This window comes from Bradyrhizobium sp. CSA207, from assembly GCF_029051685.1.
Taxonomy (GTDB): domain Bacteria; phylum Pseudomonadota; class Alphaproteobacteria; order Rhizobiales; family Xanthobacteraceae; genus Bradyrhizobium.
Map to the genome: position 1 here is coordinate 153,142 of NZ_JAACFT010000015.1, position 25,346 is coordinate 178,487.

The window sequence follows — 25,346 nt, forward strand, 5'->3', positions numbered from 1 at the left end:
GCGTCGCGGGGAATGCCGGTGAGGCTGTTTTCCCGATCATGCTTTCGGCTCGCGCTGTGTAGGGGGATGGGGCGCGGAGGTCAATAGCGGGGGTGCTTGCCGAAACTCGCGGCAAAAGCGGGGATTTGTTCGCCGTTTCCGTGGCTTACCGGGGGATTTTCAACCGGTTGGCGGGCGTCATCCACGCCGAACATCGAGACGCCTTGCGGGCGCGGGGCTTCGACCCGCGCCATAGCCGGGGCGCGATCAGTTCGTCTCCCGCCGCACCTCGTTCGGCACCGGCTGCGGCGTGCCGGCGGACGTCGGCAGCGCGACCGGGCGCAGGCCGATCAGCTCGGCGCTGCGGATCGCGCTATCACGCCAGAACTGGAACGAGTTGATGCGGCTGAGCTCGAGGATTGCGATTGCGACCGCGGCCAGGAACGGCAGGCTCTGCAGCACGAGCACGCCGGCGAAGATGTAGATCTCGGTGATCTGCCGGTAGCTGTTGGAGGCAATCAGGACGCCGGCGCCGATCAGCAACAGGGCGCCGATCACGGCCTCCCAGAACGCCTGGAACTCGATCGACATCCGCGACAGGCCGCCCTTGGAGGTGCGCGCGAACGCAATGTGCTCGGTAATCAGGCCCTGCGCCACCGCGCGCGACACCGTCCACTGCACGCTCATCGCCGCGATCATGGCGCCCAGCATCTGGCCGGGTTTGATCGCGACGCGGGCGCGGTACATCGACAGGAAGTGCGCGAGCGAGACGATGAACGCGCCGATGATCGGCAGCGTCAAAATCTTGTCGGGGATGGCGATGTCGGCAAAGGCGACGATCGGCACCCAGACGAGGTTGAGCAGCGCGACCACCACGCCGAGGCTTTCGGCCCCAAGCCAGTTCAGCCAGCCCAAACCGTATTCGCGCTTCTGGTCCGGCGTCAGCCGGCTGCGGCCAGGCAGGAAGTGCCGCCAGTGCTTTTTCACGATCTGCAGGCCGCCATAGGCCCAGCGGTGACGCTGCTTCTTGAAGGCCTCGTAGGTGTCGGGGAGCAGGCCCTGGCCATAGCGGTGGTTGGTGTAGTGAGTGGTCCAGCCGAGTTCCTGGATCGCAAGCCCGAGATCGCTGTCCTCGCAGATCGTGTCGCTCGACCAGCCGCCGGCCATGTCCATCGCGGCGCGGCGGATCAGGCACATCGTGCCGTGCACGATGATGGCATTGGTCTCGTTGCGCTGGACCATGCCGATGTCGAAGAACCCGGCATATTCGCCGTTCATGATGTAGTGCATGATCGACAAATCGCCGTCTCGATGCTCCTGCGGTGCCTGCACCAGGCCGACGCTCGGGTCGGCGAAGGCCGGCACGAGGTCCTTTAGCCAATCGGGATCGACGACATAATCGGCATCGAGAATGCCGATGATCTCGGCATCCGCTGCGGTGCGGTCCATGGCAATGCGCAGCGCGCCGGCCTTGAAGCCCTGCACCTTCTCGGCGTTGATGAACTTGAAGCGTTCACCGAGCGCGCGGCAATGATCCTGGATCGGCTGCCAAAAGGCGGGGTCGGGCGTGTTGTTGATGATGACGACGCATTCGTAGTTCGGATAGTTCAGCCGCGACAGCGCATCGAGCGTCTGCTTGAGCATGTCGACCGGCTCGAAATACGCCGGGATGTGGATCGAGACTTTCGGATAGTAGTTCTCCGGCACGTCGGCGATCGGCTTGCTCTTGGTCAAAAGCCGCTGCGGCGACCGGCCGAGCGCCACGGCTGCGATCTCGTCGATCCGCGCCATCGCAATCAGGACGAGCGGAACAAGCAGGATCATGCCGAGTGTCAGTGCGAAGGCCGAGCCGAAAATGAAATAGTGCCCGTTCCAGAACGCGAACACGGTCGCGGCCCAGGCGCCGACACCGTTGGCGGTCGCCGACAGCAGGAAGGCCTGCCGCGCGGTCGGTTGCTCCAGCCGCAGGATCGGCAGCGACAACAGCACGCCGACCAGCAGCGCGATTCCCATCAGCTTCCAATAGTCGGGATTCTCCACCGGGCCGGTCCAGGCGAATTTCGGCTCGCGGCTGGCGTTGAGGATGCCCCAGTACGGACCGACGCCGCCTTCAAAGTACTTCCAGGGCTGATCGATCGCCTCGACGATGTTGTATTCCATGCCGATGGCTTCGGCGCGGCTGACGAAGTTGCGGAGCGTCAGCGCCTGCTGGAACGGACCGGGATCGGCGTTGCGCAAGTTGTAGCCCGCGCTCGGCCAGCCGAACTCGGCAATCACGATGCGCTTGCCCGGGAACAAATTGCGCAAGAGGTTGTAGCGGTCGACGGCCTGGTCGACCGCCTGGTCCGAGCGGAAGTTTTCCCAATAGGGCAGCACGTGGGCGGCGATGAAATCGACATTGGAGCCCAGGTCGGGATTGTCGCGCCAGATGTTCCAGATCTCGCCGGTGGTGACGGGAACGCGGACCGAACCCTTCACCTTCTTGATCATCTCGATGAGGTCTTCGACCTTCTGCTCACCGCGATAGATCACCTCGTTGCCGACGACGACGCCGTTGACGTTGCTGTTCTTGCGGGCAAGCTCGATGGCGGCCTTGGTCTCGCGCTCGTTGCGGTCCTTGTCCTTGCCGATCCAGGCGCCGACCGTGACCTTGAGCCCGAACTCGGCGGCGATCGGCGGCACCAACTCGTTGCCTTCCGTTGCGGAGTAAGAGCGGATGGCACGCGTGAGGGTCGAGAGCTTCTTCATGTCCGCGCGAATCTTGTCGGCGTCGACGTTGTTGTCGACGACATGTCCCGGCTCGAACGGCGTGTAGGAGAGGCTCGGCAACAGACCCTTGAAGTCGGGCGCGGGTTCCTTGTCGCGCATGACTCCCCAGATGCCCGCGTGGAGCGCGGTCACAAGCAACAGAACGGCGGCGACAACGCGCATCGCGGCTAAACCAAAAGGGGCTGAGGGTGGCAGGGAAGCGGATCCGACCCCGAGATCCGACCGAGTCCGCGGCAAAGGGAGCATACCTCTGCCGCGCGGTTTCACAACTGTCATGGCCTCATGACCTTATGAGGGCATGGCCGTTTCGTAAGCACGCGGCAGTGCCAACCCGAGCTATCGCCGATCGTTCCTGAACGAAGGCTGAAGCGGTCGCGGCTATTTCGATGGCGCGGGCGACGGGCTTGCCGCAGGCGAGGGGCTGGCGGCGGGCTGCGGCGGCTGCGAATTGGCGGCGGTCGCCGCCGCCGGCTGCGAGGCTGTGGCCGCCGCCTGCTGCGGCTGGGAAGCCGGGTTGATCCAGCAAGCGTGCACACGGCTGTCCAGGGTCTCGGCGACCTTGGGGTCGATCTGGCCACCGAAGCGGGTCAGGCAGCGGAAGGCGGCCTGGATGTGGCCGCCGGGGCAGCCGAAGCGGTCGTAGAGATCGAGATGGCGGAACGCGGTATCGAGGTCGTCCCGCCACATCAGCCGCACCACGCGCCGGCCTAGCCAGACGCATTCAGGATTGCCGGCGGGACCATTGACGACTTGGGCTGCCTCCGCGAACTCGTCGGTGCGGCGCTGGTTCTGGGCCGCATCCTTGGCGGCATCTGCGGGCTGAGCGGCGGCCTTGCCCTGGTCGGGGGCGGGCGCGCCGCTCTGGGCGAAGGCGCCACCGAGGCCAACCAACAGGACAAGGGTGGAGACGGCCAAGGTGGCGGCGAACTGCCGCAGGACCGCATTTCGTAACTCGAACACCCGTTGCCGCATGAATTCCCCAATATATCCGCTGACCGTCCGCGTCAGGACCTCGCGGACGCGCAGGTGATGGCGTCCAAATGGGTCTCCAATGCGGCGGAAAAGTCCCGCAAAATCTGATGACCTGTATTTCGAATTTTGTCCAGCAAAGTCACGATCCTAGGGCCCCGGTCCAACGGCCGCAGCAAGATTCGTCGGGGAGGGAACGGGTCGATCCGATGGTCACCCCTTGGCAGATGGCGTGCAAGCAGGTAATCGACGGACCCTTCGCGGAGGATGGAACCGATTTCTCTTCGTACGCCACTGGCGCTGCTGCTCGTTTCCCTTGGTGCGATTGCTGCCGTGTGGTGGTGGTTGGCCACGCCGATCACGCTCGCGCGCGCGCCGATCGATCCGGCCGACAAGGTCCAATGCGTCTCCTACGCGCCGTTCCGGGGCGAACAGTCGCCGCTCGACGCGTGGACCCGTATCGAGGCCGATCAGATCGAGCAGGACCTGCGCCAGCTGAAGGAGATCACCGACTGCGTCCGCACCTATTCGATGGAGAACGGGCTCGACCAGGTGCCGGCGATCGCGGCCCGGATCGGCGGGCTGAAAGTGCTCCAGGGCATCTGGCTCTCCAGCAACCGCACCAAGAATTTTGAGCAGGTCGCGCTCGCTATCCGCCTCACCAAGGATTTCCCCGGAATCATCACCAGCCTCATCGTCGGCAATGAGGTGCTGCTGCGCGGGGAGATGACGACCGGCGATCTCGTGTCCTTCATCCGCTTGGTGAAGGCGCAGGTCAGCGTGCCCGTCACCTATGCCGACGTCTGGGAGTACTGGAACCGGAATCGCGAGGTCTACGATGCCGTCGACTTCGTCACGATCCACATCCTGCCCTATTGGGAAGACGTGCCGGTGCGCGCAAAATTCGCCGCCGCCCACGTCGAACAGATCCGCGAACGGATGGCAGTGGCGTTTCCCGGCAAGGAAATCCTGATTGGGGAGACCGGCTGGCCGAGCGAGGGGCGTATGCGCGACGGCGCGCTGCCGTCGCGTACCAACCAGGCGCGGGTGGTCTCGGAAATCCTCAGCCTCGCCAAAGCGCAGAAGTTTCGCGTCAATCTGATCGAGTCCTACGACCAGCCGTGGAAGCGCAAGCTGGAAGGCACCGTGGGCGGCTATTGGGGCCTGTACGACTCGGTGCGCCGGAATCTCAAATATCCACCGGGTCAGCCGATCAGCAATTTCCCGTACTGGAAATGGTACATGGGCGCCGGCATGGGCTTGTGCGTGCTGGTGTTTGCGGTCGCCCTCATCACGCTGCGCCGGCGGCCATGGACACCGCGCTTCTCGGCATGGCTCGGTGTCGGCATCTCGGCGACGTCAGCGGGCATCCTGCTCGGGGTCGGCGCCGACAAGATGTACTATGAAAGCTACGGCATAGGCGGCTGGCTGCACTGGGGCGCGCTGCTCCTCGCCGGCATCCTGTCGCCGATCTTCTGCGCGCAGGCGCTCGTCATAGGAAGAAGCCTGCCGACCTTCCTCGATCTGCTTGGCCCGAGCGCGGGGCGGAAATGGTCGAAGCTCACGGCCGTGCTCGGCGTGACTCTGGCGGTGACCGCGGTGATCGCGGCGGAGACCGCGGTCGGCTTCGTGTTCGACCCGCGCTACCACGACTTCCCCTACGCCTCGCTGACGATGGCGGTGGTGCCGTTCGCGATCCTGATGCTGAACCGGCCGCAGATCGGCCAGCGCCCGATCGCGGAGGCGGTGTTCGCAGGCGTGCTGACCTTGGCGGCGGCCTATGTCCTCGTCAACGAAGGCCGCGAGAACTGGCAGTCGCTGTGGACCTGCGCAATCTGTCTGTTGTTCGCGCTCACGCTGTGGCGGGCGCGGGCCGAGCAAATCCAAGGATAAGCAGGCCGATCGCGAGCCCCGACAGCACGACATTGTAGAGCACGATGCCGAGGCCGGCGGCGATGATGCCGACGGTCAGGAGCACGATCGAAGGCCGAATCAAGTTTAGCGTCGCCACCACCAGCGCGACAATGCCGAACACCGAGTTCTTGAACAGCACCGTCGAGACCGAACGGGCCTTGCAGAGCATGGTCTGCAGGCCGGCATCGCAGGCGAGCGTGACTTGCGAGTTTTCGATTCCGAGATAGCGCAGATAGAGCGCATAGCCAACGGCCGCGAAGCCGACGACGATCAGGAACTGCACCTGGTAGGGCGAGAGGCGAAAGGGCTTTTTTGTCATGGCGGCAATATGGTCAGGAAGGCCGACTCGGGCAACAGGGGGGTGGAAGTTTTCTCGCGAGCTGGCGTGAGATTGTTCAGCGCTCCTGCTGAAGGATTGCCGCTTTAGAGGGAAGCTATCGCCTGAAGAACGACGACAGCGTCGACCCCGCAGACGCCGTCTCCGGCTTGGCCGACGCAGGTTGCGCCGCAGGCGCAGGTGCAGGTGCGGGCTCCTCGCGCTTCGACGAGCGCTTGGAGGAGTAGCTGCGTCGGTGCTTGTCCGGCTTGGCGTTGGAGGCGGGAACAGGTGCGGTCTCGGCTTGCGGGACGGCGTCCTGGCTCTTCTCGGAGTTCTTCTCCTGAACCCGATCTTGAGTCTTGTTCTGCGCTTTTTCCTGGCCGCGCATCGACAGTCGCTGGCCGTCGAACACCGTCGTCTCGCAGTGGCGGTCGTTCTCGGCGAGGCCGGCGCAGAGCTTTGCAGCGGCGGCCGCGTTGATCAGGGGACCGGCACCCAAGTGAAGCTGCATGCCGAGGCCGCTGTTGCCTTCCTTGATCATGATGATCGGCCGCAGTGCCGCGATCTCCGGATTGGATTTGGTCAGGCCGCGCCACAGCGCGCGTAGGCCGTCAAGCGAGTTGGCGCCGCCGAGATCGATGGCAAAGCGCGTCTGCTGAACGGCGATCGCGGGAGCTTCGCTCTCGGCGGCTTCCGGCGGCTTGGCTGGTGCCGCGGCGACCTCGATCGGGGCGGGCGCCGGTTCGGCCTTCTGCTCGGCGGCCTTCTCAGTTGTCTCGGGCTGAGTCAGTTTCGATGCGGCGGGATCGGGCGGCGCCATGATCGACTTGGACGGCACCAGCGGAAGCATCGGCAGTGCCATCGCCGGCGACTGCGATACGAGCGAGGCGGCGGCCGCCGTCTGCGGCGGCGGGCTCGCTTGATTCTTTGCCTGATCCTTAGCGCCGTCCTTCGGCGAGTCCTTGGCGGCGTCTGCGCGCGGCTTGTCATTGGCCGGGGCCGGCGTCGAGGCGACGGGCGCAATGCTGGGGGCTGCGGGCGCCGGCTGTGCGACGGCCACCGGCGTGTCCTGCGGCTTCGCTGCGGACGCGGGCGGCGTGGCGCTCTGCTTGGCGACGGCGCCGGTGACGGAATCGAGCCCTTGCTCCAGCACGGTGACGCGCGAATAGAGCCGGTCGCGATCGGTGTTCAGCGTCTCGATGGCGGAGGCGAGGCGACGGGCCTCGTTCTGGCTTTCCTTCGTCAGCATCTGGAGCCGGTCGGCCTGGCGCGACAGATCGACGGACGCGACCTGGTCGCGCCGCCAGCCGAGCTGGGCCTGGTTGGCATACACGGCCAGCACGACGGCGCCGACGGCGGCCACGCCCCACGAGCCCAGCCGCCACATCAAGCTGCGGTCGAACGTTCTCTCTTCGGCCACAAGTCCGGAGAACAGCCCGCCGGTCTCCTTGGTGCCGAAGGCATCCGCCAGTGGATCGGAATCCTTTGCCATGAACCTAAAGTTGCCCAGCCCTGTCCGGCTTCCCCGAATCAATCAGGGAACATTAACAGGAAATGCGCCCCGCACTTGAACTCCGGGCGTTTGCGGGGGTAGCAAGGCGGAGCTTATGAGGCGGCCTTGCGCCGCCAACGCCAATCGATTCGGCTGAATTTGACAGGATTTCGATGACCGACCGCTCAAGCCTCACGATTGTGCTCGCCGCCGGCGAAGGCACGCGCATGCGATCGAGCCTGCCAAAAGTGCTGCATCCCGTCGCAAGCCAGAGCCTGCTCGCCCATGTGCTCGCCGCCGCGCCGCAGGGAACCGGCACCTCGCTCGCCGTCGTGATCGGCCCTGACCATCACGCGGTGGCGGACGAGGCCAAACGAATCCGCCCCGACGCGCTCACCTTCGTGCAGGCCGATCGGCTCGGCACCGCGCATGCGGTGCTGGCGGCGCGCGAAGCCATAGCGCGCGGTGTCGATGATCTCCTGATCGCGTTCGGCGATACGCCGCTGATCTCGGCCGAGACCTTTGCCCGGCTGCGCGCGCCGCTGGCCAAGGGCGCCGCAATTGCAGCGCTCGGCTTCCGCGCCGCCGATCCCACTGGCTACGGCCGCTTCATCGTCGAGGGCGACCGCCTCGTCGCGATCCGCGAGCAGGCCGACGCCAGCGCCGAGGAGCGCAAGATCGACCTGTGCAATGCCGGCGTGATGGCGATCGACGGCCGCCGCGCGCTCGCAATCCTCGAGCGGATCGGCAATACCAATTCGAAGGGCGAATACTATCTGACGGATGCGGTCGGCATTGTCGGCGAACAGGGATGGGAGTCCGTGGTGATCGAGACCAGCGAGGACGAGGTGCGCGGCATCAACACGAAGGCGCAGCTTGCGGAAGCGGAAGCCGTGATGCAGGCGCGGCTGCGGAAGGCGGCGATGGAGGCGGGCGTCACGTTGATTGCGCCGGAGACTGTGCATCTCGCCGCCGATACCGTGTTCGGCAAGGACGTGACCATCGAGCCGTTCGTGGTGATCGGACCGGGCGTGTCGATCGCCGATGGCACGGTGATCCATTCGTTCTCGCACATCGTGCAGACCACGCTCGGCAAGAACGTGTCGATCGGTCCCTATGCGCGGCTGCGTCCCGGCACCACGCTCGGCGATGGCGCAAAGATCGGCAATTTCGTGGAGACCAAGGCTGCGACCCTGGAGGCCGGCGTCAAGGTCAACCATCTCTCCTATGTCGGTGACGCCACCATCGGCGCCAATTCCAATATCGGAGCCGGCACCATCACCTGCAACTACGATGGCTTCAAGAAGCACAAGACCATCATCGGGCAGGGCGCCTTCGTCGGCACCAACTCCTCGCTGGTGGCTCCCGTGACGATCGGCAACGGCGCCTATATCGGCTCCGGCTCGGTGATCACCCGCGACGTGCCCGACGATGCGATGGCGCTGGAGCGGAGCCCGCAGACCATCCGCGAAGGCGGCGCTGCGCGCTATCGCGAGATGAAGACGGGCGGCAAGAAGCTCGAAACGAAGCCGGAGAAGTGAGCGGTGCTATTCGTCGTCGGAAAATTCCGAGAAGATCGCGCGCGTCAGGCGCCAGCCGCGCGGCTTGGCGCGTTTCGCCGGTTCGCCCGCAGCGTGCTTGATGAAGACAGGCTTGCTTTCCTTGCCGCGCTGGGGCGGCGGCCAATGCGCAAGGTGCGTGCCCGTGGTCTCGCTGGCGTGCACGTACAATGATGATAGACCTTTGCGGTCGGATGAGCCTTTCATGGCCTTGTCTCCTGAGACCGGAATCGTTGGTCAAATATGTTGACAGGAGGTTAACGTGCGCGGTCTAACGCCGGCCAATTCGACGCAGGCGAAGGTCTGCCGCCACCTGCTGCTGTCGCAATCGGCAATAATTATTGAGTAACTGGTTCCTTAGGAATTTCGCTAGAAACTGCACGCGTCGTTTTGATCATTTTCGACGATTTGGGGGATAGTGATCCGCATGTGCGGGATTGTCGGCATTCTCGGGCGCGAGCCGGTTGCAGAGCAATTGGTGGATTCGCTCAAACGTCTTGAATATCGCGGCTATGACTCCGCCGGTGTCGCCACGCTCGAAGGCAGGCATCTTGAACGCCGCCGCGCCGAAGGCAAGCTGAAGAACCTCGAGAAGCGGCTGGAAGCGGAACCGCTGAAGGGCACCACCGGCATCGGCCATACCCGTTGGGCCACCCATGGCAAGCCGACCATGCATAATGCTCATCCGCACGCGACCGAGCGCGTTGCGGTGGTTCACAACGGCATCATCGAGAATTTCCGGGAACTGCGCGCGGAACTCGAGAAGAACGGCACGGTGTTCCACACCGAGACCGACACCGAGATCGTGCTGCACCTCGTCGACGATATGCTCACGCGCGGGAACAAACCCGTCGAGGCGGTGAAGCTGACGCTCGCACGGCTGCGCGGCGCTTTCGCGCTCGGCTTCATTTTCGCCGGCGAGGACGATCTCATGATCGGCGCCCGCAACGGGCCGCCGCTCGCGATCGGCTATGGCGACGGCGAGATGTATCTCGGCTCGGATGCGATCGCGCTCGGTCCGTTCACCGATACGATCAGCTATCTCGAAGACGGCGACTGGGTCGTGCTGACCCACAGCAGCGCGACCATCTTCGACAAGAACGGGCATGCCGTCCAGCGCGACAAGATCAAGCACGCCGCCTCGACCTCGCTGGTCGACAAGGCGAACTACCGCCATTTCATGGCGAAGGAAATCCACGAGCAGCCGGAAGTGGTCGGCCACACCCTGGCGCGCTATGTCGACATGGCGACCGAGCGCGTTTTGCTGCCGGTCAAGCTTCCCTTCGGCTTCAAGAACATCCAGCGCATCAACATCACCGCCTGCGGCACCGCGAGCTATGCCGGCTTCGTCGCAAAATACTGGTTCGAGCGTTTTGCGCGCGTGCCGGTCGAGGTCGACGTCGCGTCCGAATTCCGCTACCGCGAGGCGCCCTTGCGCAAGGGCGATCTTGCGATCTTCATCTCGCAGTCCGGCGAGACCGCCGACACGCTCGCGGCGCTGCGCTACGCCAAGGACCAGGGCGTGCACACGCTCGCCGTCGTCAACGTGCCGACCTCGACGATCGCGCGCGAGAGCGAGACCGTGTTGCAAACGCTCGCCGGGCCCGAGATCGGCGTCGCCTCGACCAAGGCCTTCACCTGCCAGCTCATGGTGCTGGCAAACCTTGCCATTGCGGCCGGCAGGGCACGCGGCGAATTGTCCGACGAGGACGAGACCAAGCTCGTCCACGGGCTGGTCGAGATTCCGCGCCTGATGGCAGCGGCCCTCAAAACCGAGCTCCAGATCGAGAAGCTCGCGCGCGAGATCGCGAAGTCGCGCGACGTGCTCTATCTCGGCCGCGGCACCAGCTTTCCGCTCGCGCTCGAAGGCGCCTTGAAGCTGAAGGAGATCTCCTACATCCACGCCGAAGGCTATGCCGCCGGCGAGCTCAAGCACGGGCCGATCGCGCTGATCGACGAGACCATGCCGGTCGTCGTCATAGCGCCCTATGACCGGGTGTTCGAGAAGACGGTGTCGAACATGCAGGAAGTCGCCGCCCGCGGCGGCAACATCATCCTGATGACCGACGCCAAGGGCGCGGAGGAGGCGACTATCGAATCCCTCGTCACCATCGTCATGCCGGACATGGCGGCAGCCTTCACGCCGATGGTCTATGCCGTCCCGGTGCAGCTGCTCGCCTATCATACGGCAGTGGTAATGGGCACCGACGTCGACCAGCCGCGCAACCTCGCCAAGTCGGTGACGGTCGAATAGGCGGGAGGGAGCAGCCGCGGGTCGCGATGTGGTCTTCCAAAATCTGCTAGAAGACCCTAGCTTGAGTGTTGCGACCGACCTGGAACCCGAATGACCACCCGCGACGACGCGCCTGCACCTCTGCCTGATCCCATCCCGGAGCCTCATACTGGCCTGATGGGCCGCTTTCGCAACTATTTCCTGACCGGCCTCGTAGTGACGGGGCCGATTGCGATCACCCTGTATCTGGTCTGGTGGTTCGTCACCTGGGTCGACGGCGTGGTGCGGCCGTTCATTCCGCTGGCGTACCGGCCCGAAACCTATATGCCCTACGTCGTTCCCGGCTGGGGACTGATCGTCGCAGTTTTCACGCTGACCTTGCTCGGCTTCCTGACCGCCAACCTGATCGGCCGCACCCTGGTCGATCTCGGCGAGACTTTTGTCGGCCGGATCCCGGCGGTGCGCGCGATCTATCGCGGCTTGAAGCAGGTGTTCGAGACTTTGTTCTCGGGCAAGGGCTCGAGCTTCCGTAAAGTCGGCCTGGTCGAATTCCCATCGCCGGGCATGTGGTCGATCGTGCTGATCTCGCAATCGCCGAACGAGGACGTCGCCCGCAGTCTGCCGGGGCAGGAGGAGCACGTCTCGGTGTTCCTGCCATGCTCGCCGAACCCGACCACCGGCTTCTTCTTCTACGTGCCCAAAAGCAAGATCATCGAGGTCGACATGAGTACCGAGGACGCCGCGACGCTGATCATGTCGGCTGGCGTGGTGCAGCCGGGATCGGCGCCCGACCCGCGGAAGGCGGCAGCCCTCGCCGGCATGGCGAATGCCGCCCGCATTGCCAATGCCTCCACTTCGCGGCCCGAGCCTGCGAAGGTGGAGTAGGGCCATTCCTATGCGGGATGGCCGCGTTCACGCACGTCTTCGCAGCCTCTGCTAGTCTTCCGGTTGAACGGAGCGCATCGCTCGGAATTCGAATCGGAGTGTACGATGTCCCCAACCATTGCGATCCTCGCACCCGGCGCCATGGGCAGCGCTGTCGCCCGCCGACTGAGCGAGCAGGGCGCGCGCGTGCTGACCTCGTTGAAGGGGCGGAGCGAGGCGACGCTGAAGCGGGCAGCGGATGCCGGCATGATCGGCGCCGAGGACGACGCGGTCGCGGACGCCGACATCATCCTTTCGATCGTGCCGCCGGGCGAAGCCGTGGCGCTCGCCGAACGGCTTGCCGCGCTGATCGTCAGGCGCGCAAAGAAGCCGGTCGTGGTCGACTGCAACGCCGTCAATGTCGACACCGTGCAAAGAATCGAGGAGATTATCGGCTCGGCGCAGGCGCCGTTTGTCGATGCCGGCATCATCGGATTCCCGCCGCAGCCCGGCGGCAAGAGCCCGGCCTTCTACATGTCGGGGGAGCACGCCGGGGACGTCGCGGTGCTGAAAGACCTCGGGCTTGACGTGCGCATCGTCGAGGGACCTGTCGGCGCGGCCTCTGCGCTCAAGATGTCCTATGCCGGCATCGTCAAAGGCCTCGCCGGCATCGGCTCGGCCATGGTGGTCGCGGCAACCAAGGCCGGCGCGGCCGATGCGCTCCGCGACGAGCTTGCGCTGAGCCAGCCCGCGGTTTTGGCGCGGCTCGAAGTCGCGCTGCCCGATATGATTCCAAAAGCCTATCGCTGGGTCGCCGAGATGCGGGAGATTTCCGGATTTCTCGGGGCGGACCATCCGGCCAGCCAGATCTATGAGGGCTTTGCGCGCTGGTTCGAGCATCTCGCGGAAGATGCGAACGGCAAGGCCGTCGATGCGAGCCTGCTGAAGGCGTTCGCGGCGAAAAGCGCGAAGAAGGGGTGAAGGTGGAGCTGCGTGCGCACCTCACTTCGCCCCGCTTGCGGGGAGAGGTTGGATTGCATCGAAGATGCAATCCGGGTGAGGGGGAGTTTCCGCCAGTCGTGCTGGTCGACATCTGCAGAGCTTTATCTACATCGTCATTGCGAGCGCAGCGAAGCAATCCAGAGTCCCTCCGCGGCAAGATTCTGGATTGCTTCGCTGCGCTCGCAATGACGAGAGAGACCACGCGAATCCATCCCGTCACGATCTTTGCGGCAGCCGCGTCCAGCTGCGGCTAACCCGCCCCGATCAGCGGGATCGCCTCATCGCGCTCAAACAGATACAGCAGACACCTCAGCGCTTCACCGCGCTCGCTTTTCAGCTTCGGATCGTCCTTCAAGATGCGCAGCGCCTCGTCGCGGGCCTGGGTGATCAGCTGGGCATGCACCTCCGAGCGCGCGATGCGGTAGCCGGGCAGGCCGCTCTGGCGCACGCCGAGCACGTCGCCTTCGCCGCGCAGCTTCAGATCCTCCTCGGCGATGCGAAAGCCGTCGGTGGTCTCGCGGATCACTTTCAGCCGCGCCTTCGACATCTCGCCGAGTGGCTCTGAGTAGAGCAGCAGGCAGGTGGATGCTTCCGAGCCGCGCCCGATGCGGCCGCGCAATTGGTGCAGCTGGGCAAGACCAAAGCGCTCGGCGTTCTCGATCACCATGATGGTGGCAGCCGGCACGTCGACGCCGACCTCGACCACGGTGGTCGCGACCAACAGCCCGATCTCGTGGGCGGCGAACTGGCCCATCACGCGGTCCTTTTCCGCGCCCTTCATCTGGCCGTGGACCAGGCCGACGCGCTCGCCGAAATGCCTTTGCAAGCTTTCAAAGCGCTTTGTCGCATTGGCGAGGTGCTCGGTGCCTTCGGCCTCGGATTCTTCGACTAGTGGGCAGATCCAGTAAACGAGTTTGCCCGCCTGCAACGCGCGGCCGATGCTATCGGTAACCTCGCCGAGACGGCTCATCGCGATGGTGCGGGTTTCAATCGGCTGCCGGCCAGCCGGCTTCTCGCGCAGCTCGCTGATGTCCATGTCGCCGAAATAAGTCAGCACCAGCGTGCGCGGAATCGGCGTTGCGCTCAGCACCAGCACGTCGACGGCTTCGCCTTTCGACGTCAGGGCCAGCCGTTCGCGCACGCCAAAGCGGTGCTGTTCGTCGACGATGGCGAGCGCAAGGTCGTTGAAGATCACGTCGTCCTGGATCAGCGCGTGGGTGCCGACGAGCAGGTCGATCTCGCCCTCAGCCAGCCGCAACAGGATCTCGCGCCGCTCCTTGCCCTTTTCGCGGCCGGTGAGGATCGCGACCCGCATCCCGGCGCGTTCGGCCAGCGGCGCGATGGTCTTGATGTGCTGGCGCGCCAGAATTTCGGTCGGGGCCATCAGGGCCGCTTGCTTGCCGACTTCAGTGACGGCGGCAGCAGCGAGCAGTGCCACCACGGTCTTGCCGGAGCCGACGTCGCCCTGAAGCAGGCGCAGCATGCGCACGGGTTGCTGAAGGTCGCTTGCGATTGCCGCCGCCGCGTCGCGCTGGGAAGACGTCAGCGCATAGGGCAGGGCGTCGATGATCTTGTTGCGAAGATGCCCGTCGCCGGCATTGCGCACGCCGGCCGGGCGGCGCAATTGGGCGCGGATCAGGGCGAGCGCCAGCTGTCCGGCCAGCAATTCGTCGAACGCGAGCCGCGACCAAAAGCGTTGGTCAGGCAAAATATCCGTGAGCTCGACCGGTTGGTGCACGCGGGTGAGCGCCTCGGCGATCGGCGGAAAATTGCAACGGCGCAGCACCTCCGGGCTGATCCACTCTGGCAGGGCCGGCAGCTTTTGCAGCGCTTGCGCGACCGCGCGGCGGAGCGAGCCGAGCGCCAGCCCTTGCGTCAGCGGATAGACCGGATCGATGCCCGAGAGTTTTGCGATGGCCTCCTCGTCGAGCACGCGGTCGGGATGCACGATCTGCGGAATGCCGTCGTACATCTGGAGCGTGCCGGAGACGAAGCGCTTCTCGCCCATTGGCAGCAGCTTCTCGACATAGCCGGGCTTGGCGCGGAAGAAGGTCAGCACGACGTCGCCGGTATCGTCGCTGGCATAGACGAGATAGGGCGCGCGCGGATTGCGGGGCGGCGGCGGCCTGTGGCGGTCGACGGTGACCTCCAGCGTCACCATGGTTCCCTGGACGGCGTCGCGGATCTTCGGCCGCGCCCGGCGGTCGATGACCTGGCTCGGCAGATGCAGCAGCAAATCGACCAGCCGCGGCGTCTCTTCGCGGCTGAGCAGGTAGCGCAGCAGCTTGTCCTGCTTCGGCCCGACGCCGGGCAGGCTGGTCACGGCAGCAAACAGCGGGTTGAGCAGGCTGGGGCGCATCAGACGAATCTAAGGTCGTTTCCGCCCGTCATGCCCGGCTTTATGCTGGGCATCCACGTCTTTTTTCGCGGCTCCGGCGCGGGCGGCAACCCAAGAGGAAACGAGGGCCAGGACTGCTGCAACAAAAGGCTGACACCGACGGTCCGAGTGGCTATATCACCCCGGCCCGGCACGTCCGGGCTTTTGGCGTTTGACTGGAATTGCGACATGACGGGAACGACACGATCGAGCAACGGGCTGGACGATCGCCGCAAGCGGCTTCTGTTCCGCTGCTGGCACCGCGGCACGCGCGAGATGGACTTGATCCTCGGCCGCTTCGCGGATGCCGAGATCGGCAATTTGTCCGATGACGAGCTGAGCGAGCTCGAGCGCCTGCTCGACGTCAACGATCCCGATCTCTATGCCGCCATCACCGGCGACAAGGTGCTGCCGGCTGATGTCGCCGGTGCGCTGTTTGACCGCATCAAGGCGTTCCCGATCGCGGACGTCAACGTATGAAGCAGCCGTCGAAGTCGCCGGCCGAGCTGCTCACGCCGGGCCGCGCGCTGACGCTTGCCAATGTCGCCGAAGGCGCCGAAGGCCTCGTCATCTCCGATCTCGCGCGCGCCATCGCCGCCCGGCCGAAGAAGCCCGCGGTCAGCCTCGCTGTGGTCTGCCGTGACGGGCCGCGGATGCAGCAGCTCGAACGGGCGCTGCAATTCTTCGCGCCCGATCTGCCGGTGCTCCAGTTCCCGGCTTGGGACTGTCAGCCCTATGACCGCGTCTCGCCCCATGGCGGGATTCTCGCCCAGCGCCTGACCACGCTGGCGCGGCTCGCCTCGCTCACCGGCAGCGACAGGCCGCTGATCGTGCTGACGACGGTGAACGCGGTCGTGCAGCGCGTGCCTTCCCGCGACCTCGTCGCGGCGCAGGCGCTGTCGGTCGCGCCCGGCAATGTCGTGCCGATGGATACGATCGTCGCCTGGCTCGAGCACAACGGCTACAATCGCTCCTCGACCGTGCGCGAGCCCGGCGAATATGCCGTGCGCGGCGGCATCCTCGATCTGTTTCCGGCCGGCCTCGACCAGCCTGTCCGTTTCGATTTCTTCGGCGACAGCCTGGAATCGATCCGCTCCTTCGACGCCGAGACCCAGCGCACCATGCTTGATATGCGCTCGCTCGATCTCGTGCCGGTCTCGGAATTCCAGCTCGTCACCGACACCATCCGCCGCTTCCGCATGGGCTATGTTGCCGAGTTCGGCGCGCCCGAGCGCGACGATGCGCTCTACGAGGCGGTCAGCGAGGGCCGCCGCCATCCCGGCATGGAGCACTGGCTGCCGCTGTTCCAGGACCGGATGGACACGCTGTTCGATTATCTGCAAGGCGCAGCCGTTGCCATCGAGCCGCAGGCCGAAGACGCAGTGCGCGAGCGCTTCAAGCAGATCCTCGACTACTACCAGGCCCGCCGCGATGCGATGGAGCATCCGGGCGGCGGCGCCATCTACAAGCCGTTGCCGCCGGACCGGCTCTATCTGACCGAAGAGGAGTGGGGCAAGCGGCTCGCCGATGTGCCGCTGGCGCGGCTGACGCAGTTTTCGGTGCCGGCCGATGGCACAACCGTTGTGGATGCCGGCGCACGCAAGGGTCGCGACTTCGCGCCGGAGCGCAACGACACCAAGGTCAATGTCTTCGAAGCCGTCGTCGCCCATGTGCATGGATTGCTGGCCAACCGCAAGAAGGTGGTCATCGCGCTCTGGACCGAGGGCTCGCGCGACCGCATGATTTCGATGCTGCGCGACCACAAGCTCACCCCCGTGACGAGCGTGAACAGCTGGCGCACGGTGCAGGCCACGCCGCGCAACGAGACCATGCTCGCCGTGCTCGGACTCGAAAGCGGCTTTGAGACCGACGAGATCGCGCTTATCAGCGAGCAGGATATCCTTGGCGACCGTTTGGTACGGCCGCGCAAGGTCAGCCGCAAGCTCGACAATTTCATCTCGGAGATCACGAGCCTTGCCGCCGGGGACATCGTCGTTCACGTCGACCACGGTATCGGCCGCTTCATTGGGCTGCAGACGCTCGACGTCGCCGGGGCGCCGCATGACTGCCTCGAGCTGCATTATGCCGCCGAGACCAAGCTGTTCTTGCCCGTCGAGAACATCGAGCTGCTGTCGCGCTACGGCTCCGACCAGACCACGGTCGAGCTCGACCGTCTCGGCGGCTCAGGCTGGCAGACCCGCAAGGCCAAGCTGAAGAACCGCATCCGCGAGATCGCGGGCGAACTGATCAAGATCGCCGCCGAACGCCATTTGCACGAGGCACCAAAGCTGCCGGTGCAGCCTGGCGTCTATGACGAATTCTGCGCGCGCTTCCCCTATGACGAGACCGAGGACCAGCTGGGCGCGATCGAGTCCACACTGAAGGATCTCGAAAAGGGCCGCCCGATGGACCGACTGATCTGCGGCGACGTCGGCTTCGGCAAGACCGAGGTGGCGTTGCGCGCGGCGTTTGCCGTGGCGCTCGAAGGCAAGCAGGTCGCGGTCGTGGTGCCGACCACGCTGCTCGCGCGCCAGCACTACAGGACGTTTACCGAGCGCTTCAAAGGCTTTCCCGTGCAGGTCGCGCAGGCCTCGCGCCTGGTCCCCACCAAGCAGCTCAATGAGGTCAAGAAGGGAATCACCGACGGCGCGGTCGACATTGTCGTGGGTACCCATGCGCTGCTCGGCAAGGCGATCAAGTTCCGCGATCTCGGCCTGCTCATCGTCGACGAAGAGCAGCATTTTGGCGTCAGCCACAAGGAGCGGCTGAAGGCACTCCGCGCCGAGGTGCATGTGCTGACGCTGTCGGCAACACCGATCCCGCGCACCCTGCAACTGGCGCTGACCGGCGTGCGCGAGCTCTCGATCATTGCCTCGCCCCCGGTCGATCGCCTTGCGGTGCGCACCTTCGTCGCCCCGCATGATCCCCTGATGATCCGCGAGGCGCTGTTGCGCGAACGCTATCGCGGCGGCCAGGCATTCTACGTGGTGCCGCGCATCGACGACCTCGCCGAAGTCAAGGATTTCCTCGACAAGAACGTGCCGGAGATGAAGGTCGCTGTTGCGCACGGCCAGATGCCCCCCGCCGTGATCGAGGACATCATGACAGCGTTCTATGACAGCAAGTTCGACATCCTGCTCTCGACCACCATCGTGGAATCCGGCCTCGACATTCCCAACGCCAACACGTTGATCGTGCACCGCGCCGACATGTTCGGCCTGGCCCAGCTCTACCAGCTCCGCGGCCGCGTCGGCCGCTCCAAGCTGCGCGCCTATGCGCTGCTCACGTTGCCGGTACAGCAGAAGATCACGGCGCAAGCCGAGCGCCGGCTCACCGTGCTGCAATCGCTGGAGACGCTGGGCGCAGGCTTCCAGCTTGCCTCGCACGACCTCGACATTCGCGGGGCCGGCAATATCCTGGGCGAGCAGCAGTCCGGCCACATCAAGGAGGTCGGCTTCGAGCTCTACCAGTCGATGCTGGAAGAGGCGATCGTCAACCTCAAGGCCGGCGTCTCCGAGCCTGCCGCCGACCGCTGGTCACCGACCATCACCATCGGCATGCCCGTGCTCATTCCCGAGGACTATGTCAGCGACCTCTCGGTGCGGCTGTCGCTCTACCGCCGTCTGGCCGACCTCGACAGCGAGGAGGAGATCGAAAATTTTGGCGCCGAGATGCGCGATCGGTTCGGCGTGCTGCCGGACGAGGTGCGCTACCTGTTCAAGGTCGCCGCGATCAAGGCGTTCTGCCGCCAGGCCAATGTCGGGAAGATCGATGCCGGCCCGAAGGGCGCCGTCATCGCCTTCCGCGACAATTCCTTTGCCCATCCCGATCGTCTGGTCACATTCATCCGCAGGCACGGCCAGGCCGCGAAGGTGCGGCCCGACATGAAGGTGGTGTTCTTCCAAGACTGGGAGACGCCGGAGGAGCGGCTCGCCGGCACCACCGAGATCTTGCGCCAGTTGGCACAGCTCGCGCAGAGCAAGAAGGCGGCGTAAGGCGGCCTGACCTCACCCGCGTCATTGCGAGCGAAGCAAAGCAATCCAGAATCTATCCGCAGGAGACAGTCTGGATTGCTTTGCTTCGCTCGCAATGACGGGCGATTGTTGCGGCAGCGCGCGAGAAAACTACGACGCCGCGCGCGGAGCTTCCGCCGAAAGACGTCCGAGCAGTGACCGCGCCGTATCCGACGGCGACAGCGAATCGACGCTGACGACGGGATCGCTGCGCATCTCGTGCTTGCCGTTCGAGGTGTGCCGCATCACTGCGGAGAGGCGGCGGGCGATCATGTGCGCGGTGCGGAAGTCGGTTTCCGCGAACACGACGATCACCGAGCCGTCCTTCTGCGCGGCGCCGAAATCCATCTGCCGCATCAGCCGGCTCAGGATCCGGGCGGCATCCAACTGAGCGCGCGGATTGCCGGGATCGAAGGCGAAGCGCGCCACCGACAGGCCGCCGCCGCGGGCGAGCGTCTGCTCCACCGCTCTTGCGAAATCACGGGCGAACGCTTCCGTCGTCAACAATCCGCTGCGCGGATCGAGCCAGCCGCCGGCGTCGATCGAGCGCAGCGTGCGGCTCAGTTGCGCTTCCATCGCGTGCTGGCGGATCAGGGGCAGCGCATTGGCGGCGACTTTCGCCGGCTCGCCGGGGATCAGCTCGAGATTGGGCATGTCGTAGCTCTGCGTGAGCTGGTGCGCGGTGAGGACCACGGGCAGGCTGCGGAAACGGGTGTCCTCGGCCAGCACCGTGAGAAAGGCGTCGGCGACGCGCGGTGTAAATCCTTCGGCCAGCACGACGCCGTCGATGTGGCGGGTATTGAGATGCTTTGCCGCAGCCTCGATCGAGAGCGCGCCGATGACGCCGACGCGTTCGCCGAGCGCGACGGAGAGCGCAGGGTAAGCCGCGCCGCGACCGATCAGGAGCACGGTGGCATCGCGCGAGGGATCGGCTTGCGGCAGCGCGACCTTCACTTCCGGCAGCCGGCGCAGCACCGTTGCATGGAGGGTGCGCACGCGGAGTGCGGCGCGGAGCCGCGCGACCAGGCGGTCCGGATTGCCGCCTTGCGAGGAGAAGGGCAGAGCGTTGTGGGGCAGCCTGCCTTGCGGGTCCAGCGCGACCAACGGCAGGTACAGCGATTGGTCGGCGATCTCTTTCGCAAGCGCGGCCATGTGCGGCTCGTGTCCGCCGTGCACCGCGGCGAGAACCGCGGCCGGCTGCATCTCCTGGACGGCGCGCGCAGCGCTGGCCCAATCGCTGTCGACGAGGGGAAAGAGCCGCGCCTCGTCCAGCGCCGCAATGAAAGCCGGCCGCTCGGCATTGGACACAAACAGGATCGGACCGGCTTGGGACATCGCAAACTCTGATCGCGCACTCGATGCTGCGCAATCTAGTTTGGCCGCCTTAATGCAGCGTCAACGCATCTGTCAAAACTGCGCTCAAACCGGCCCGGAACGATCGCGAAATGCCTCGACCATCAGCGGGTTAAGCCCGAGCTCGCTGAGCGCCTCGCGGGCGCGGGCATTGTCCTGGGCCCGGCCGGCCAGCCGGTGACCAGAGAGCCGGTCGGGCAGGGCGGTCAGCAGTGCGCCCTGGCCGAGCCGGCGCGCCCATTCCTGGAGATCGTTGGAGAGGAAGCGGTAGCCGCCGACGGCCATGATGCCGGAGGGCGGCGCGGTGATGCAGATCGCACCGCTGGGACGGTCGATCCGCGCGGCATAGCCGGTGTCGACATAGTCGCGCGGCGGCTGCGCCGTCAGGGTATCGCCGACAGACTGCGGCGGGGCGTAGGCTGCGATCGGCACCATCGGCCCGCGCAGGCCGAGCGTGCCCTTCGGCGTCAGCAGTATCTCGCCGGCGATCGAGGAGCCCGACTGCTCGCGCGGCGCGCCGTGCGGCCCGGGCATCACCGCCACCGGCATGCCGTCCTCGCCGCGCCGGGCGCCGAACAATCCGGCCTCGCCGAACAGATAGACGTCCGTAAGCGGCGCATGCGGTGCGATCCAGGCTTCGCTCGCCGCCACCTGCTCGGGCGCGCGCCACAGGCCGATGACGTTGCGCAAGGTCGGCATCCGTGCCGCGAGATCGGAATCGCCGAGCCGCAGGGCGAGCTGCGCGGGCGCGATCAGCACCTGGCACTCATGCTCGTTGATCTGCTGCTCCAGCACGTCGATCTCGAAGGGATGGTGCAGCGCCAGTGTGCCGCCGCAGAGCAGCCACACCGCAAGCGAGGAGGCGAGGCCCGCGAACGACATCGGCGCGAACGCGGTCATCACCGTCGCACCCTGCTTGATGTCCGCTTCCAGCGACATCGCAAGGCCGCCGGCGATCAGGCTGAAATGCGGGCGCGGCACCGGGCGAAAGCCCTCCGCGGTGACGTCGAACGAGATCATCGCTGCCTTGCGGCCGTCCTGGATCACGGCGCGCGTGGTCCCGGGCGGGCGCGCCAGCACCTCGTCGAGCGAGGCCATGCCTTCGGGCAGATCGGTGCCGAAGCCGCAGACATGGCGGATAGAGAAGGCCTCGGCCGCGGCGTGCATGGCGAGGTCGGAATAGTTGACGCCGTCGACCTTGCTCATGGTGACGATGGCGCGCGCCGCGGTGCGGTTCAGCGCGGCGGTCAGTTCCGCATGGCGCCAGAGCAGCGGCAGCACGGCGACCACGAGCCCGGCGCGATGGGCGGCGAGCACGGTGAGCACGAACTCGACCGTGTTGGGCAGCTGGATCGCGATAACCGAATTGGCCGGCAGGCCCGATTCGACGAAATAGGCCGACAGCGCTTCAATGGCGGTATCGGCCTCTGCATAGGTCAGCCGCCGTGGCTGATGGCCGGTCACGCGGGCCTTGTTGAGGGGATCAAGCAGGGCCAAAGCGTGCGGCTGCCGGGACAGCGTGCGCTGGAACAGCGTGTCGAGCGTCGGCGATACGGCTGGCTGGTTCACGGCGTCACTTCGCTTGGCTGGCTTGAGGCTCACCCTTCGACCACCAGCTCTCCGGCAGGTAGCCGGACAGCGCGGTAGCCTTTGGCCGTTCTATCCGATTCCAGCGCGCGATCCATTGCTCCGATACGTTAAACAGGGGGATTGTGTAGAAGCCGGCGATCAAAGCCCTATCGAGCGCCCGCACCGCCGAGACGAAGGCCGTATGATCACGGGCCTCGAGCAGGGCTGCGATCATGGCATCGACCGCCGGATCCCTGGCGCCCATGTAGTTGCGGGTGCCCGGATTGTCCGCGGCGGCGCTGCCCCAGTAGAAATATTGCTCGTTGCCGGGCGACAGCGACTGGTCCCAGCGGTTCTGGATCATGTCGAATTCGTAGGCGAGCCGGCGCTGGTCGAACTGCACGGGATCGACCGAGCGCACGGTCGGCGCGATGCCGGCCCGCTTGAGATCGCGCTGGAAGGCGAGCGCGATGCGTTCCTGATCGCGGGTCGTCACCAAGATCTCGAAAGTGAACGGGACCTTGGTGGCGCGGTTGCGCAGCACGGTGCCGTCGAGATCGTAGCCGGCTTCGGACAGAAGTTTCAGCGCGGCGCGAAGCGTCGTTCGGTCGCGCCCCGAGCCGTCGGTCATCGGCAGGCGGTAGCTGCCGTCCAGGATGTCGGGCGGGATCTGCGCCGCAAACGGCCGTAGCAGCTCGCGCTCGCGCGCATCGGCAGGATGGCCATAGGCCGACAGGTCGGAGCCGGCGAAATAGCCGGCCACGCGCGAGTAAAGCCCGAAGAAGTAGTTGCGATTGATGAGTTCGAAGTCGAACAAAAGCGTCAGCGCCTGGCGCACGCGGATATCGGCAAAGATCGGACGCCTCGTGTTGAACACCAGGAATTCCGAGGGCTGCGGCATGCCGGGCTTGATGGTGTCGCGGATCACCTCGCCGCTCTTGGCTGCCGGAAAATCGTAGCCGTCGTGCCAGCGGAGCGGCTCGTTCTCGACGCGGAAATCATAGAGGCCGCGCTTGAAGGCTTCGAACTGGCCGTTGGCCTCGCGAAAATAGTCGAGCCGGATCTCGTCGAAATTGTAGAGGCCGCGATTGATCGGCAGGTCGCGGCCCCAATAGTCGGGATTGCGGGTCAATGTCACGCTGGCGCCGGGCTTCACGGCCGTCACGCGATAGGGACCCGAGCCGATCGAGCCCGCCAGTGTCGTCTCCTCGAAGGTCGCGACATCGATCGCGTGCTTCGGCAGGATCGGCATCAAGCCGAGGATCAGCGGTAACTCCCGGTCATTGGCGCCGGTGAGGTCGAAGCGGACAGTCAGGGGATCGAGCGCCTCGAGCTTGGTGACCTTGGAATAATACTGCCGGTGGTTCGGGCGGCCGTGGTCACGCAGGAGCTGCCAGGAGAACAGGACGTCCTCGGCGAGCACCGGCTTGCCGTCGGAGAAGCGGGCGCGGGGATCGAGGCGGAACGTGACATAGCTTCGCTCGCCGTCGGTCTCGACCGATCTGGCGAGGAGGCCATAGAGCGTGAACGGCTCGTCATTGCCGCGCGCAAGCAGGCTCTCGACCACGTAGTTCCGCATTTGCTGCACAGCCAATCCCTTCACGATGAAGGGATTGAGGCTGTCGAAGGTGCCGAGCATGCCCCAGGTCAGCCGCCCGCCCTTGGGCGCGTCGGGATTGGCGTAGGGCATGTGGGTGAAATCGGCAGGGAGCGCCGGCTTGCCGTGCATGGCGATGGCATGGGCCTCCTCGGCCTGTGCCCCGCTGGCCGACAATGCGACGGCCAAGGCTAACGCAAAGGCAGACGCGAGGCGGACGCCGGGGCCCTCGACAAGGCGTTGGAACATGAACATCGGACACGTTGATTCGAGGAGCAGCGGGTCTGAATCCTATCACAGGGAATTTCACGGAGCTCAGGCCCGGATCCGGTCAAAGATGGTTGTCGGCATTGATCTTTTCGTCGGCCACGCTATGAAGGCGGGCAATCGCGCAAGTGCGCCGAGCCCGTCACTTGTCCGCCTCAATTGACGGGGAGAGAGCCGCGCCCAAAGCGGCTAGGTTCGGCGCTTCGGAGCGGTTCGGGCACTTCCCGTTCAGAAAGGGTTTTCCGCAATGAATTTCCGTTACTTGGCCGCGTCCGTCCGGCCGCGCGGGCGACTTCTCGCCCTGTTGACGGCGACGGCGTTGGCCGTTCCTGTTGCCGCTGAGGCGCAGACTCCAGCGCCGGCGCCCGGCGCGCCCAAGGCGGCTCCGGCGCCGAAAGCCGCGCCGAAGGCTGCCCCCAAGGCTCCGGCGCCCGCCCAGACGCCCCAGGCCCAGCAGGCCCCCGCTCAAGGCGCTCCGGCGCAGCAGGGCGCCGCCCAGCCCGCTGATCAGCAGATCCAGCTGATCTACGCCCCCTGGACCAAGTTCTGCCTCAAGGGCCAGGACGCTAACGCCAAGCAAGTCTGCTTCACCGGCAAGGACGGCCGCATCGAGTCGGGCCAGCCGGTCATCGCCGCCGTGATCATCGAGCCGGAAGGCGAGCCCAAGAAGATCCTGCGCGTAACGCTGCCGCTCGGCATGCAGCTCGTGCACGGCACCCGTATCATCGTCGACAGCAATGCGCCGCTCCAGAGCCCCTATGTGATCTGCTTCCAGAACGGCTGCATGTCGGACTACGAGGCGACGCCCGAGCTTCTCGCCAACATGAAGAAGGGCCAGAACCTCGTGGTGCAGGCGATCAACGCCAACGGCGCACCGCTGACCTTGCCGCTGCCGCTCGCCGGCGAATTCCAGAAGGCCTATGACGGTCCGCCGACCGACCCGAAGGTGTTCGAGGAAACCCAGAAGAAGCTCCAGGAAGAGCTTCAGAAGAAGGCCGACGAGCAGCGCAAGAAGCTCGAGCAGCAGAATGGTGCGCCTGGCGCCGCTCCCGCCGGTCAGAAGTAATCGG

17 protein-coding genes are annotated in these 25,346 nt (G+C 65.6%); 8 read left to right on the plus strand and 9 right to left on the minus strand.

The annotated features are described in order from the left end of the window. Positions 1 to 246: 246 nt before the first annotated feature. Together GWG65_RS18860 and GWG65_RS18865 are read right to left on the minus strand one after the other, a co-directional pair. The gene (locus GWG65_RS18860; protein WP_275197036.1) at positions 247 to 2,910 is read right to left on the minus strand and encodes a glycosyltransferase; all 2,664 of its coding nucleotides are present in this window, start codon (positions 2,908 to 2,910) and stop codon (positions 247 to 249) included. Between the two features lie 216 nt (positions 2,911 to 3,126). Then, positions 3,127 to 3,720 (minus strand): beta-1-3, beta-1-6-glucan biosynthesis protein, encoded by a 594-nt coding sequence (locus tag GWG65_RS18865; protein ID WP_275197037.1) that lies wholly within the window; start codon positions 3,718 to 3,720, stop codon positions 3,127 to 3,129. 264 nt (positions 3,721 to 3,984) lie between these two features. On the opposite strand from GWG65_RS18865, the gene GWG65_RS18870 reads away from it, so the two are divergent. After that, a complete protein-coding gene (locus GWG65_RS18870; RefSeq protein WP_275197038.1) occupies positions 3,985 to 5,610 on the plus strand; it encodes a beta-(1-6) glucans synthase in 1,626 nt (541 codons plus the stop codon). Here the strand turns inward: GWG65_RS18870 and GWG65_RS18875 are convergent. Further along, on the minus strand, positions 5,570 to 5,950 hold the full coding sequence (locus GWG65_RS18875) for a hypothetical protein (RefSeq protein ID WP_275197039.1): 381 nt from the start codon (positions 5,948 to 5,950) through the stop codon (positions 5,570 to 5,572). The two genes, GWG65_RS18870 and GWG65_RS18875, sit on opposite strands and share 41 nt — an antisense overlap. A gap of 115 nt (positions 5,951 to 6,065) precedes the next feature. Beyond that, on the minus strand, positions 6,066 to 7,442 hold the full coding sequence (locus GWG65_RS18880; RefSeq protein ID WP_275197040.1) for a hypothetical protein: 1,377 nt from the start codon (positions 7,440 to 7,442) through the stop codon (positions 6,066 to 6,068). Positions 7,443 to 7,615: 173 nt separating this feature from the next. On the opposite strand from GWG65_RS18880, the gene glmU reads away from it, so the two are divergent. Then, positions 7,616 to 8,983 (plus strand): bifunctional UDP-N-acetylglucosamine diphosphorylase/glucosamine-1-phosphate N-acetyltransferase GlmU, encoded by a 1,368-nt coding sequence (glmU, locus tag GWG65_RS18885; RefSeq protein ID WP_275197041.1) that lies wholly within the window; start codon positions 7,616 to 7,618, stop codon positions 8,981 to 8,983. Between the two features lie 6 nt (positions 8,984 to 8,989). Here the strand turns inward: glmU and GWG65_RS18890 are convergent, their stop codons facing one another. Continuing rightward, positions 8,990 to 9,208, minus strand: coding sequence for a hypothetical protein (locus tag GWG65_RS18890; RefSeq protein ID WP_148741521.1), 219 nt, complete (start codon positions 9,206 to 9,208; stop codon positions 8,990 to 8,992). A gap of 220 nt (positions 9,209 to 9,428) precedes the next feature. On the opposite strand from GWG65_RS18890, the gene glmS reads away from it, so the two are divergent. From glmS to GWG65_RS18905, 3 genes are all read left to right on the plus strand, one after another. Beyond that, on the plus strand, positions 9,429 to 11,255 hold the full coding sequence (gene glmS, locus GWG65_RS18895) for a glutamine--fructose-6-phosphate transaminase (isomerizing) (RefSeq protein ID WP_275197042.1): 1,827 nt from the start codon (positions 9,429 to 9,431) through the stop codon (positions 11,253 to 11,255). Between the two features lie 90 nt (positions 11,256 to 11,345). Next, positions 11,346 to 12,119, plus strand: a complete 774-nt coding sequence (locus tag GWG65_RS18900; protein ID WP_275197043.1) for a DUF502 domain-containing protein — start codon at positions 11,346 to 11,348, stop codon at positions 12,117 to 12,119. 105 nt (positions 12,120 to 12,224) lie between these two features. After that, the gene (locus GWG65_RS18905; protein ID WP_275197044.1) at positions 12,225 to 13,079 is read left to right on the plus strand and encodes an NAD(P)-dependent oxidoreductase; all 855 of its coding nucleotides are present in this window, start codon (positions 12,225 to 12,227) and stop codon (positions 13,077 to 13,079) included. A gap of 271 nt (positions 13,080 to 13,350) precedes the next feature. Here the strand turns inward: GWG65_RS18905 and recG are convergent, their stop codons facing one another. Next, positions 13,351 to 15,459, minus strand: coding sequence for an ATP-dependent DNA helicase RecG (recG, locus tag GWG65_RS18910; protein ID WP_275197045.1), 2,109 nt, complete (start codon positions 15,457 to 15,459; stop codon positions 13,351 to 13,353). 207 nt (positions 15,460 to 15,666) lie between these two features. On the opposite strand from recG, the gene GWG65_RS18915 reads away from it, so the two are divergent. Together GWG65_RS18915 and mfd are read left to right on the plus strand one after the other, a co-directional pair. Beyond that, the gene (locus tag GWG65_RS18915) at positions 15,667 to 15,957 is read left to right on the plus strand and encodes a succinate dehydrogenase assembly factor 2 (RefSeq protein ID WP_275197046.1); all 291 of its coding nucleotides are present in this window, start codon (positions 15,667 to 15,669) and stop codon (positions 15,955 to 15,957) included. After that, a complete protein-coding gene (mfd, locus tag GWG65_RS18920) occupies positions 15,954 to 19,472 on the plus strand; it encodes a transcription-repair coupling factor (RefSeq protein ID WP_275197047.1) in 3,519 nt (1,172 codons plus the stop codon). Before GWG65_RS18915 ends, mfd begins: the two co-directional genes overlap by 4 nt. A gap of 129 nt (positions 19,473 to 19,601) precedes the next feature. Here mfd and GWG65_RS18925 read toward each other — a convergent pair whose 3' ends face one another. From GWG65_RS18925 to GWG65_RS18935, 3 genes are all read right to left on the minus strand, one after another. Beyond that, positions 19,602 to 20,825 carry a GGDEF domain-containing protein gene (locus GWG65_RS18925; protein WP_275197048.1) on the minus strand — a complete coding sequence of 408 codons (1,224 nt, stop codon included), beginning with the start codon at positions 20,823 to 20,825 and terminating at the stop codon, positions 19,602 to 19,604. Between the two features lie 84 nt (positions 20,826 to 20,909). Continuing rightward, complete coding sequence (locus tag GWG65_RS18930; RefSeq protein ID WP_275197049.1) at positions 20,910 to 22,412, minus strand: class I adenylate-forming enzyme family protein; 1,503 nt, start codon at positions 22,410 to 22,412, stop codon at positions 20,910 to 20,912. Between the two features lie 4 nt (positions 22,413 to 22,416). After that, entirely contained in the window at positions 22,417 to 24,264 is a 1,848-nt protein-coding gene (locus tag GWG65_RS18935) for an extracellular solute-binding protein (RefSeq protein ID WP_275197050.1), read from the minus strand. Between the two features lie 259 nt (positions 24,265 to 24,523). Between GWG65_RS18935 and GWG65_RS18940 the strand changes: the two genes are divergently transcribed. Further along, positions 24,524 to 25,342: an invasion associated locus B family protein gene (locus tag GWG65_RS18940; RefSeq protein WP_275197051.1), complete on the plus strand. Its 819-nt coding sequence runs from the start codon at positions 24,524 to 24,526 to the stop codon at positions 25,340 to 25,342. Positions 25,343 to 25,346: the final 4 nt, after the last annotated feature.